We start from the raw sequence: 10,809 nt of genomic DNA on the forward strand, positions 1-10,809 counted from the left end.
CTCAAGGAGTCAACTGCCTTAGCCCAGCGTCGACTTGACCACGTCGGCGAGGCGGCCGGCGACCGAGCGGGCGTGCTCGATGTCGGCGGCCTCGACCATCACGCGGACCAGCGGCTCGGTGCCGGAGGGGCGCAGCAGCACGCGTCCGGTGGCGCCCAGCTCGCGCTCGGCCTCGTTGACGGCGACACCCAGCTCGGCGCAGGTGGTGACGCGGGACTTGTCGACGTCGGGGACGTTGACCAGGACCTGCGGCAGCCGCGTCATGACCCCGGCGAGGTCGGCGAGGGTGCGGCGGGTCGCGGCGAGACGGGCGGCCAGCATCAGACCGGTCAGCGTGCCGTCACCGGTGGTCGCGTGGTCCAGGATGATCACGTGGCCGGACTGCTCGCCGCCGAGCGCGTACCCGTGCTCCTTCATCGACTCCAGGACGTAGCGGTCGCCGACGCCGGTCTGGACGAGCTGGATGCCCTCGCTCTCCATGGCGAGCTTGAAGCCGAGGTTGGACATGACGGTGCCGACGACGGTGTTGCCGCGCAGGGTGCCCGCCTCGCGCATGGCGAGCGCGAGCACCGCGAGGATCTGGTCGCCGTCGACCTCGTTGCCCTCGGCGTCCACAGCCAGGCAGCGGTCGGCGTCGCCGTCGTGGGCGATGCCGAGGTCGGCGCCGTGTTCCACGACGGCCGCCTTGAGGAGGTCGAGGTGGGTCGAGCCGCAGCCGTCGTTGATGTTGAGCCCGTTCGGCTCGGCACCGATCGTGACGACCTCGGCGCCGGCCCGCGTGAACGCCTCGGGCGAGACCCGGGCGGCCGCGCCGTGCGCCTCGTCCAGGACCACCTTCAGGCCGTCGAGGCGGTTGGGCAGCACCCCGATGAGGTGGGCTACGTACCGGTCGAAGCCCTCGCTGTAGGACCGGATGCGGCCCACGCCGGCGCCGGTCGGCCGCTCCCACGGGGCGCCGGTGCGGTGCTGCTCGTAGATCGACTCGATGCGGTCCTCCAGCTCGTCGGCGAGCTTGTGGCCGCCGCGCGCGAAGAACTTGACACCGTTGTCCGGCATGGCGTTGTGGCTGGCGGAGAGCATCACGCCGAGGTCGGCGCCGAGCACGCCGGTGAGGTACGCCACCGCCGGGGTGGGCAGCACACCGACCCGCAGGACGTCCACGCCCGCGCTCGCGAGGCCCGCGACGACGGCGGCCTCAAGGAACTCTCCCGACGCCCGGGGGTCACGCCCGACCACGGCGGTCGGCCGATGCCCCTCGAAGGTCCCCGCCTCGGCGAGTACGTGCGCCGCCGCGACCGACAGTCCGAGCGCGAGCTCGGCCGTCAGATCCGAGTTGGCTACACCGCGCACGCCGTCCGTGCCGAAGAGTCGTCCCACGTCTGTCCTCCGAAAACCTGAAAGTACGGGGTGGTTAACCGGGGGTGGATAACCGGGGTGGTAACTGGGGGGTGGATAGACGAACGCCCCGGCAGCACGGAGAGTGCTGCCGGGGCGAACGAGAGCCGTAGTGGCAGGCGCGGATTTAGCGCTTGCTGTACTGCGGAGCCTTGCGGGCCTTCTTGAGACCGGCCTTCTTGCGCTCGACCGCACGGTCGTCGCGGGAGAGGAAGCCGGCCTTCTTGAGGGCGGCGCGGTTGTTGTCCACGTCGGCCTCGTTCAGCGCGCGGGCCACGCCGAGGCGCAGGGCGCCGGCCTGACCGGACACGCCGCCACCCGAGATGCGGGCGACAACGTCGTAGCGGTTGTCGAGTTCGAGCACCTTGAAGGGCTCGTTGACTTCCTGCTGGTGGACCTTGTTCGGGAAGTAGTCCTCGAGCGTACGCCCGTTGATCTTCCACTTGCCGGTGCCCGGAACGATCCGGACGCGGGCGATGGCGTTCTTGCGACGGCCCAGGCCGGCGGCCGGCTGCGGGTCGCCGAAGCGGGACGCCATCGACTCGGTGGTGTACTCGCCCTCGACGGGGACCTCGGACTCGAAGGTGGTGACCTCCGCGTAGGTCTCTTCGCCCTCGACGGGGGTCTCGACAGTGGTCTCGGCCACGATGCTCCTCAGATTCTTTTCTGTCTTAGGGGGTGTGGTGGCCGGAACTACTGCGCGACCTGGGTGATCTCGAACGGCACCGGCTGCTGGGCAGCGTGGGGGTGCTGGTCGCCCGAGTAGACCTTCAGCTTCGAGAGCATCTGACGGCCCAGGGTGTTCTTGGGGATCATGCCCTTGATGGCCTTCTCGACGGCCTTCTCCGGGTTGTTCGCCAGGAGGTCGTCGTAGCGCACCGCGCGGAGACCGCCCGGGTAGCCGGAGTGGCGGTAGGCCATCTTCTGGGTCTTCTTGTTGCCGGACAGGTGAACCTTGTCGGCGTTGATGATGATGACGAAGTCACCCATGTCCATGTGCGGGGCATAGACGGGCTTGTGCTTGCCCCGGAGGAGGTTCGCAGCGGTGGTCGCCAGACGACCCAGGACGACGTCCCGGGCATCAATGACGTGCCACTGGCGAGTGATGTCGCCGGGCTTGGGGCTGTACGTACGCACTTCGTAGCCTTCGCTTCTTAGTGGATGGGGAGCAGACACATTGCACCCTGAAGCGATCATGCAGCTGGGACTCACAGTGCCGGGACGCTGCCCGTATGCGAGCCACTGGTAACTGCTCCAGAGAACCTGCGCAACGACTGTCGCGTGAGAACGACTGAGCCAATACGCATAACAAACCAGAAGAATACCCGGGCGCCCCCCGGCGGGTCAAAACTGCCCGGGGGCCGCCCGGCCGTACCGCGCCCTTACCGGCACTGGCCTGCGCAAACGTCTAACGGGCTCGCTCCACGCGGCGCTCGTCCCACACCGGCTCCGGCGTCTCGCGCACCACGCCGTCCGAGCCGAAGACGAGGTAGCGGTCGAAGGACTTCGAGAACCACCGGTCGTGGGTGACCGCGAGCACCGTCCCGTCGTACGACTCCAGACCGTCCTGGAGGGCCTCCGCGGACTCCAGGTCCAGGTTGTCCGTCGGCTCGTCGAGGAGCAGCGCGGTGGTGCCGGCCAGCTCGAGCAGCAGGATCTGGAAGCGGGCCTGCTGGCCGCCGGAGAGCTTCTCGAAGGGCTGGTCGCCCTGGCGTTCCAGCTCGTAGCGGCGCAGCACCGACATCGCGGCGCCGCGGTCCTTGGCGTGCTCGCTCCACAGGATGTCGACCAGGGTGCGCCCGAGCAGCTCGGGGTGGGCGTGGGTCTGCGCGAAGTGCCCGGGCACGACCCGCGCACCCAGCTTCCAGCTCCCGGTGTACGCCACCGACGCGTCCCCCGCGAGCATCCGCAGGAAGTGCGACTTGCCGGAGCCGTTCGAGCCGAGCACGGCGACCCGCTCGCCGTAGAAGACCTCCAGCGAGAACGGCTTCATCAGTCCTGTCAGCTCAAGGTTCTCGCAGGTCAGGGCGCGCACCCCGGTGCGGCCGCCGCGCAGCCGCATGGTGATTTCCTGCTCGCGCGGCGGCTCGGGCGGCGGCCCGGCGTCCTCGAACCGCTTGAAGCGTGTCTGCATCGCGTGGTACCTGGACGCCATGTCCGGGCTGATCGCCGCCTGGTTGCGCAGCCGCAGGACCAGCGCCTTCAGCCGGGCGTGCTCCTCGTCCCAGCGCCGCTTGAGCTCCTCGAAGCGTGCGAACCGCTCACGCCGCGCCTCGTGGTACGTACCGAATCCGGCGCCGTGCACCCACACGTCCGTGCCCGCGGGGCTCGGCTCCAGGCTCACGATCCGCTCGGCGGCCCGCGAGAGCAGCTCCCGGTCGTGCGAGACGAACAGGACGGTCTTACGGGTCTCCCGCAGCCGCTCCTCCAGCCAGCGCTTGCCGGGGACGTCCAGATAGTTGTCCGGCTCGTCCAGGAGCAGCACCTCGTCGGGCCCGCGAAGCAGCGCTTCGAGGACCAGCCGCTTCTGCTCGCCGCCGCTGAGCGTGCGCACCTCGCGGAACTGGGCCTTGTCGTACGGCATACCGAGTGCGGCCATGGTGCACATGTCCCACACCGTCTCGGCCTCGTAGCCGTGCGCCTCGGCCCAGTCGCTGAGCGCCTGCGCGTACTTCATCTGCGCGGGCTCGTCGTCGACCGTCATGATCAGGTGCTCGGCCGCGTCCACCTCGGCGGCCGCCTTCTTGATCCTCGGCTGGGCCACGGAGACCAGCAGGTCGCGCACGGTCCGCTCGTCGCGCACCGACCCGACGAACTGCGGCATCACACCGAGCCCACCGCTCACCGTCACCGAACCGCCGTGCGCCTGGAGCTCGCCGGAGATGATGCGAAGCAGCGTCGTCTTGCCGGCCCCGTTGGCGCCGACCAGGGCCACCACCGAGCCCTCCGCCACCCGGAACGAAGCGTCGCCGAGCAGCACCCGCCCGTCCGGCAGGTAGTACTCCAGGTGTGCAGCCTCTAGATGTCCCATGGTGCGGATTGTCGCCCAGGCCCTGCCCCCCTGAACAATCGAATTAGGATGCGCGGCATGAGCTTTGGGCAAGGGGGACCCGGGTGGGGCCCGGGGGATCAGCAGACACCGGACTGGGCCGCACTGGCCGACGCGTCGGCCGCGCGCAACCGGCGCCGCAAGTGGCTGTTCCTGGGCGGCGGCGCGCTCGCCACGGCGGCGGTCGTCGCGGTGGTGGCCACCGTGATCGTCAGCGCCGGCTCCAAGGACGATGGGAAGTCGGCGAGCGAACTGCCCTCTCCCCCGGCTCTGCCGAGCGACAGCGCCCACCCGCAGCCGTCGTTCTCCAAGGTGGCCCCGCCGCCCCCGCCCAACCCGTACGACTACATAGCGAGCGCGCGGAAGGACAAGGCGCCGCTCGGCGCCGACACCCTCTTTCCCGGTACGGGCCTGACCCTGGGCAGCGGCGTCTACGCCAAGGGCCCCACCGACAAGGTGACCTCCTGCGCCGCCGCGACCCAGGGTGCGCTCGGCTCCGTCCTCGGCAACAACGGCTGCCGTCAGGTCATCCGCGCCACCTTCACCAAGGACGGTGTCGCCGTCACCGTGGGTGTCGCCGTGTTCGACACGGACACCGCGGCGAAGAAGGCGAAGGAGCAGGCCTCGGGCGGCATCGCCTCACTGTCCGGCGCGGGTGTCGCGACGTTCTGCCGGGACGGCGTGGTGTGCCGGCGCACCACCAACTCCTATGGCCGCTATGCCTACTTCACGACCGGTGGCTTCGCGAACGGCAAGAGCGTGACGAAGGGCGACACGGCCGTCTTCACCGCGGGCGACGACCTCGCCCAGTTCGTCTTCGACCAGATCGTCGCCCGCGGCCGCAACCAGGCCTCAGCAGCAGCCGCCCAGCCCGCCGCCTGAACTCCCGGGCAGCGTCCGCACGTTGCGCGCCTCCTTGCTGCGCGCGGCGAGCAACTCGTCGGCGGGGTAGCCGACTTCCTCCAGGGTGAGGCCGTGCGGCTTCACCACGTGCACGGAGGAGTCGCGCACCGCTGCCGCGAGGACCTTGCCGGGCCACTCCACACCCCGGTGGCCGTCGCCGACGTGCAGCAGCGCGCCCACCAGGGATCGCACCATGTTGTGGCAGAACGCGTCGGCGCGGACGGTCGCGGTGACGATCCCGTCGTCCCCGCGCACCCAGGACAGCTCCTGGAGCGTACGGATGGTGGTGGCGCCCTCGCGCTTCTTGCAGTACGCCGCGAAGTCGTGCTCGCCGAGCAGCGCCGCCGACGCCGCGTTCATGGCCTCGACGTCCAACTCCCAGTCGTGCCACAGGACATGACCGCGCAGCAGCGGGTCGACGCCGCCCATGTTGTCGGTCACCCGGTACGCGTACCGCCGCCAGATCGCCGCGAAGCGGGCGTTGAATCCGCTGGGCGCCTCGGCGACCCGCCAGATCCGCACATCGTGCGGCAGCCGCCCGGCCAGGCGCCGCAGCAGCTTCTCGCGGTGCTCGGCCCACACGTCATCGGGCAGGTCGACGTGGGCGACCTGGCCGCGCGCATGCACCCCCGCGTCCGTACGTCCGGCGACGGTCAGGGCGTACGTCACGTCCGACCGGGTCACCGTGCGCAGCGCGTCCTCGATCTCGCCCTGGACGGTCCGCCGCCCACTGGGCTGCTTGGCCCAGCCGGAGAAGTCCTTGCCGTCGTACGACAGGTCAAGACGCACCCGGACGTGGCCGGGCTCCACCTCATCGCTCACGTAACCGATCCTCTCAAAGCATCCACACAGCGGAACGGGCCCGCCCCCCGAAGGGAACGGGCCCGTCCTCAGCCTTCAAGAACGCTTACGCGTCCTTCGCCTCGTCGGCCGGCGCGGCGTCCTCGGACTTGGCCTCGGACTCCTTGACGGCGCGCACGGTGGCGGCCTCGGCCTCGGCGACGGTCGCCTTCTTGGCGATCTCGCCCTCGACCAGCTCGATCACGGCCATCGGCGCGTTGTCACCACGACGGTTGCCGATCTTCGTGATGCGGGTGTAACCACCCGGACGCTCCTCGTAGCGGGGCGCGATCTCGGTGAAGAGGGTGTGGACGATGCCCTTGTCGGTGATCGTCTGCAGCACCAGGCGACGGTTGTGGATGTCGCCCTTCTTCGCCTTGGTGATCAGGCGCTCGGCGACCGGACGCAGGCGGCGGGCCTTGGCCTCGGTCGTCGTGATGCGGCCGTGCTCGAAGAGCGACTTCGCCAGGTTGGCGAGGAGCAGCTTCTCGTGCGCGGCGCTGCCGCCGAGACGGGCACCCTTTGCGGGACGCGGCATGGTGATTCTCCTAGTGATCTGCACCGGCCGTACGAGGTACCGATGTCAGTGTCCGAGCAGGCGGGTGCCTGTCGGAGACCCGCGCCCCGTAAGGGGCGCGGGAAAGAGCCGATGTGCGACTCCGTCGCGTGTGCGCGACCAGCCACAGCGGGCCCGCAGTCGAAGACCGTCAGTACTGCTCGGTCTCCACGAACCCGGCATCCGCGTCGTCATCGGCGCCGAAGGCGTCGGCCGCAGCGGTCGGGTCGAAGCCGGGAGGCGAGTCCTTCAGGGCGAGGCCCATACCGGCCAGCTTCGCCTTGACCTCGTCGATCGACTTCGCACCGAAGTTGCGGATGTCGAGCAGGTCGGCCTCGGAGCGCGCCACGAGCTCACCCACGGAGTGGATGCCCTCACGCTTGAGGCAGTTGTACGACCGAACGGTGAGCTCGAGCTCCTCGATCGGCAGGGCGAGATCGGCGGCGAGAGCGGCGTCCGTCGGGGACGGGCCCATGTCGATGCCCTCGGCGTCGATGTTGAGCTCGCGCGCCAGACCGAACAGCTCGACCAGGGTCTTACCGGCCGACGCCATGGCGTCACGGGGACGCATGGCCTGCTTGGTCTCGACGTCGACGATCAGCTTGTCGAAGTCGGTGCGCTGCTCGACACGGGTCGCCTCGACCTTGTACGTGACCTTGAGCACCGGGGAGTAGATGGAGTCGACCGGGATGCGGCCGATCTCCTGGCCCAGCTGCTTGTTCTGCACGGCGGAGACGTAGCCGCGACCGCGCTCGACGGTCAGCTCCATCTCCAGCTTGCCCTTGCCGTTGAGCGTGGCGAGCACCAGGTCGGGGTTGTGCACCTCGACACCGGCCGGCGGGGCGATGTCAGCAGCGGTGACCAGGCCGGGACCCTGCTTGCGCAGGTACATCACGACCGGCTCGTCGTGCTCCGAGGAGACGACCAGCTGCTTGATGTTGAGGATGAGGTCGGTGACGTCCTCCTTGACGCCCGGCACGGTGGTGAACTCGTGCAGGACACCGTCGATCCGGATGCTGGTGACAGCGGCACCGGGGATCGAGGAGAGGAGCGTACGACGCAGGGAGTTGCCGAGCGTGTAGCCGAAGCCGGGCTCCAGGGGCTCGATGACGAACCGCGAGCGGTACTCGTCAACAACCTCTTCGGTCAGCGAAGGGCGCTGAGCGATAAGCATGGGGAGATCCTTCAGTCATGGGCACCCACTATTTGATGCCCTGCTGGTTACTGCGGGTACTGCGTACTGCAAGGGTACGGGCGGCACGCCTCGAAGGAGCCGTACCGCCCAGAACCTCAGCACAAGCGACGTGCGTCAGACGCGGCGACGCTTGGGGGGACGGCAGCCGTTGTGCGGCGTCGGGGTGACGTCCTGGATCGAGCCGACCTCGAGGCCAGTGGCCTGGAGGGAGCGGATCGCGGTCTCGCGACCGGAGCCCGGGCCCTTGACGAAGACGTCAACCTTGCGCATGCCGTGCTCCTGCGCGCGGCGGGCGGCCGACTCGGCGGCCATCTGCGCGGCGAACGGAGTCGACTTGCGGGAGCCCTTGAAGCCGACGTGGCCGGCGGACGCCCAGGAGATCACGTTGCCCGAGGGGTCCGTGATCGAGACGATGGTGTTGTTGAACGTGCTCTTGATGTGCGCGTGGCCGTGAGCGACGTTCTTCTTTTCCTTGCGGCGCACCTTCTTGGCAGCGCCCTGACGACCCTTGGGGGGCATGTCTTACTCCAGATGGAGGGGAGGTGATCGGTCCTACAGCGAAGACCGCTGAAAAGCGTCCGCTGTGGACTACTTCTTGCCCGGCTTCTTCTTACCGGCGATGGCGCGACGCGGGCCCTTGCGGGTACGAGCGTTCGTGCTGGTGCGCTGACCGTGGACCGGCAGACCACGACGGTGGCGCAGACCCTGGTAGCAGCCGATCTCGACCTTGCGGCGGATGTCGGCGGCAACCTCACGGCGAAGGTCACCCTCGGTGCGGAGGTTGGCGTCCACGTACTCGCGGATCTTGACCAGGTCCTCTTCGGCCAGGTCACGAACGCGGGTGTTCGGGTTCACGCCGGTCGAGGCGAGGATCTCCTTGGACCGGGTACGCCCGATACCGAAGACGTAGGTGAGTGCGATCTCCACGCGCTTTTCGCGCGGGATGTCGACACCGGAAACGCGTGCCATTTACTGGCTCCAGTTGTTTTCGGGGGTCTTCCACAGCACCGCTCCCGACCGCCGTACTAGGTACGTTTCGGGTCCCCGGCCCCCGCCGGAGGTGTCACCAGCCGGGGAACCCGGCCAGGTGGATGCTGCGTATGTACGTTTTGCTCGCGTCGCTTGAAGAACTGCGGAGTGCAGGTCGGTCGGCGTGCGTCAGCCCTGGCGCTGCTTGTGGCGCAGGTTGTCGCAGATGACCATGACCCGGCCGTGACGGCGGATCACCTTGCACTTGTCGCAGATCTTCTTGACGCTCGGCTTGACCTTCATGGGATGTCAGGTTCTCCGGGTCAGTGCCACCGCCGCCCATGAGTGAGCGACGTGGGCAAGATCTACTTGTACCGGTAGACGATCCGGCCACGCGTCAGGTCGTACGGAGAAAGCTCCACCACGACCCGGTCATCCGGGAGGATACGGATGTAGTGCATCCGCATCTTGCCGCTGATGTGCGCGAGGACTTTGTGACCGTTCTGGAGTTCCACCTTGAACATAGCGTTCGGGAGGGACTCGATCACGGTGCCCTCGATTTCGATGGCACCTTGCTTCTTGGCCACGCTTCGCCTTTCGAATCGGCTACCTTGATCGACTCCCGCAGCCGTGTGTGGACACACGGGTACACGAGAGCCGACGCATCAGTCTACGACAGGCCACTCGAAAAGACGAATCCGGGGAGTTTGCCCGCCATCGTAGATCCTTAAGCGGCCGGACATAGGTGTCTGGCCCAGCGAGTCGCCCCGGCGCGGCGGCCGGTCTCGCGGTCCCTCAGCCCAGCGGGTCCGGGGCCGTCGTGACCCCGTACTCCGCCAGCTTCGCCTTGCCGCAGTCCGGCATCGTCAGGACCAGCGGGCCGTTCTCCGTCAGGGCGACCGAGTGCTCCCAGTGCGAGGACCAGGAACCGTCCGTCGTGATGACGGTCCAGTCGTCCTCCAGGACCTCGGTGCGGGGCGTGCCGAGCGAGACCATCGGCTCGATCGCCAGGCAGAAGCCGGGGACGAGCTTCGGGTTGTGGCGGCCCAGCATGCGGCGCTTGTCGACGTAGTTCAGGAGGTGCGGGTCCATGTGCATCTCGGAGCCGATGCCGTGGCCCCCGTAGTCCTCGACGATCCCGTACTTGCCGGTGGAGGGGCGCGGCTGGCGGCGGATGTACGACTCGATCGCGCGCGAGACGTCGACGAGCTTGTTGCCCTTCTTCACCGCGGCGAGGCCGGCCCACATCGACTCCTCGGTGACCCGGGAGAGCTCGATCAGCTCGGGGGCGTGACCGGAGCCGACGAACGCGGTGTACGCGGCGTCGCCGTGCCAGCCGTCGATGATCGCGCCGGCGTCGATGGAGATGATGTCGCCGTCCTTGAGGACGGTCTTGTCGTCCGGGATGCCGTGGACGACGACTTCGTTGACCGAGGTGCAGATGGTGGCGGGGAACCCGCCGTACCCCAGGAAGTTGGACTTCGCGCCGTGCTCGGCGATCACCTTGCGGGCAACCTCGTCCAGGTCCTTGGTCGTGGACCCCGGCACTGCGGCCTCGCGGGTGGCGGCGTGGATCGCGGCGACGACCAGCCCCGCCTCGCGCATCTTCGCGATCTGCTCGGGGGTCTTGATCTCCACCATGTGCGGCTCACGCCTTTCTTGACAGCTATGGGTCATCCCCAACGATACGGCGTCCCGTTCCCAGCCCGGACGGCGTACGCACACCCCGCCTGCCCGGCACCGGCCCATACGGGCCACCTCAGCCCGTCCGGCACCGGCCCATACGGGCCACCTCAGCCCGTCCGGCGTTTGAGGACGAGCGCCCTTCAGGCGCGAACGGGGTCTGGGGCAGAGCCCTAGGAGCCCGAACCTCAGCCCTCTTCCCCCCGGAGGGTTTAGGGA

The 10,809-nt window shown here is 68.7% G+C and carries 13 protein-coding genes; 1 reads left to right on the forward strand and 12 read right to left on the reverse strand.

The window, feature by feature from the left end; translation table 11 throughout:
• Positions 1–18: 18 nt before the first annotated feature.
• From glmM to AB0D31_RS30205, 4 genes are all read right to left on the reverse strand, one after another.
• Positions 19–1,377 (reverse strand): phosphoglucosamine mutase, encoded by a 1,359-nt coding sequence (gene glmM / locus AB0D31_RS30190; protein WP_362728983.1) that lies wholly within the window; start codon positions 1,375–1,377, stop codon positions 19–21.
• 145 nt (positions 1,378–1,522) lie between these two features.
• The gene (gene rpsI, locus AB0D31_RS30195) at positions 1,523–2,041 is read right to left on the reverse strand and encodes a 30S ribosomal protein S9 (protein ID WP_362728984.1); all 519 of its coding nucleotides are present in this window, start codon (positions 2,039–2,041) and stop codon (positions 1,523–1,525) included.
• A gap of 47 nt (positions 2,042–2,088) precedes the next feature.
• Positions 2,089–2,532, reverse strand: a complete 444-nt coding sequence (gene rplM, locus AB0D31_RS30200) for a 50S ribosomal protein L13 (protein WP_267055824.1) — start codon at positions 2,530–2,532, stop codon at positions 2,089–2,091.
• 271 nt (positions 2,533–2,803) lie between these two features.
• Positions 2,804–4,426 carry an ATP-binding cassette domain-containing protein gene (locus AB0D31_RS30205; RefSeq protein ID WP_362728986.1) on the reverse strand — a complete coding sequence of 541 codons (1,623 nt, stop codon included), beginning with the start codon at positions 4,424–4,426 and terminating at the stop codon, positions 2,804–2,806.
• Positions 4,427–4,483: 57 nt separating this feature from the next.
• Between AB0D31_RS30205 and AB0D31_RS30210 the strand changes: the two genes are divergently transcribed.
• Positions 4,484–5,326: a hypothetical protein gene (locus AB0D31_RS30210; protein ID WP_362728988.1), complete on the forward strand. Its 843-nt coding sequence runs from the start codon at positions 4,484–4,486 to the stop codon at positions 5,324–5,326.
• Here the strand turns inward: AB0D31_RS30210 and truA are convergent.
• The 8 genes from truA to map form a co-directional block, all read right to left on the reverse strand.
• Positions 5,297–6,169 carry a tRNA pseudouridine(38-40) synthase TruA gene (gene truA, locus AB0D31_RS30215; protein ID WP_362728990.1) on the reverse strand — a complete coding sequence of 291 codons (873 nt, stop codon included), beginning with the start codon at positions 6,167–6,169 and terminating at the stop codon, positions 5,297–5,299. The two genes, AB0D31_RS30210 and truA, sit on opposite strands and share 30 nt — an antisense overlap.
• 85 nt (positions 6,170–6,254) lie before the next feature.
• Positions 6,255–6,725, reverse strand: a complete 471-nt coding sequence (gene rplQ, locus AB0D31_RS30220) for a 50S ribosomal protein L17 (RefSeq protein WP_362728992.1) — start codon at positions 6,723–6,725, stop codon at positions 6,255–6,257.
• A 169-nt stretch (positions 6,726–6,894) separates the two neighbouring features.
• Positions 6,895–7,917: a DNA-directed RNA polymerase subunit alpha gene (locus tag AB0D31_RS30225; protein WP_010473911.1), complete on the reverse strand. Its 1,023-nt coding sequence runs from the start codon at positions 7,915–7,917 to the stop codon at positions 6,895–6,897.
• A gap of 135 nt (positions 7,918–8,052) precedes the next feature.
• Positions 8,053–8,457, reverse strand: coding sequence for a 30S ribosomal protein S11 (gene rpsK / locus AB0D31_RS30230; protein WP_003956432.1), 405 nt, complete (start codon positions 8,455–8,457; stop codon positions 8,053–8,055).
• Positions 8,458–8,526: 69 nt separating this feature from the next.
• Positions 8,527–8,907 carry a 30S ribosomal protein S13 gene (rpsM, locus tag AB0D31_RS30235; protein WP_053727621.1) on the reverse strand — a complete coding sequence of 127 codons (381 nt, stop codon included), beginning with the start codon at positions 8,905–8,907 and terminating at the stop codon, positions 8,527–8,529.
• 189 nt (positions 8,908–9,096) lie between these two features.
• A complete protein-coding gene (rpmJ, locus tag AB0D31_RS30240) occupies positions 9,097–9,210 on the reverse strand; it encodes a 50S ribosomal protein L36 (protein ID WP_003956441.1) in 114 nt (37 codons plus the stop codon).
• A 62-nt stretch (positions 9,211–9,272) separates the two neighbouring features.
• Complete coding sequence (infA, locus tag AB0D31_RS30245; RefSeq protein ID WP_003956442.1) at positions 9,273–9,494, reverse strand: translation initiation factor IF-1; 222 nt, start codon at positions 9,492–9,494, stop codon at positions 9,273–9,275.
• A 208-nt stretch (positions 9,495–9,702) separates the two neighbouring features.
• A complete protein-coding gene (map, locus tag AB0D31_RS30250; protein ID WP_362728994.1) occupies positions 9,703–10,548 on the reverse strand; it encodes a type I methionyl aminopeptidase in 846 nt (281 codons plus the stop codon).
• Between the last annotated feature and the right edge of the window lie 261 nt (positions 10,549–10,809).

The sequence above is a fragment of the Streptomyces sp. NPDC048361 genome, assembly GCF_040651795.1.
Lineage (GTDB): Bacteria > Actinomycetota > Actinomycetes > Streptomycetales > Streptomycetaceae > Streptomyces.

Excerpts from the sequence above, each read along its gene's own strand:
- rpsK (WP_003956432.1), bottom strand. The coding sequence starts at position 8,457 with ATGCCCCCCAAGGGTCGTCAGGGCGCTGCCAAGAAGGTGCGCCGCAAG.
- AB0D31_RS30210 (WP_362728988.1), top strand. The coding sequence starts at position 4,484 with ATGAGCTTTGGGCAAGGGGGACCCGGGTGGGGCCCGGGGGATCAGCAG.
- rplQ (WP_362728992.1), bottom strand. The coding sequence starts at position 6,725 with ATGCCGCGTCCCGCAAAGGGTGCCCGTCTCGGCGGCAGCGCCGCGCAC.
- map (WP_362728994.1), bottom strand. The coding sequence starts at position 10,548 with ATGGTGGAGATCAAGACCCCCGAGCAGATCGCGAAGATGCGCGAGGCG.
- AB0D31_RS30225 (WP_010473911.1), bottom strand. The coding sequence starts at position 7,917 with ATGCTTATCGCTCAGCGCCCTTCGCTGACCGAAGAGGTTGTTGACGAG.
- rpsM (WP_053727621.1), bottom strand. The coding sequence starts at position 8,907 with ATGGCACGCGTTTCCGGTGTCGACATCCCGCGCGAAAAGCGCGTGGAG.
- AB0D31_RS30205 (WP_362728986.1), bottom strand. The coding sequence starts at position 4,426 with ATGGGACATCTAGAGGCTGCACACCTGGAGTACTACCTGCCGGACGGG.
- rpmJ (WP_003956441.1), bottom strand. The coding sequence starts at position 9,210 with ATGAAGGTCAAGCCGAGCGTCAAGAAGATCTGCGACAAGTGCAAGGTG.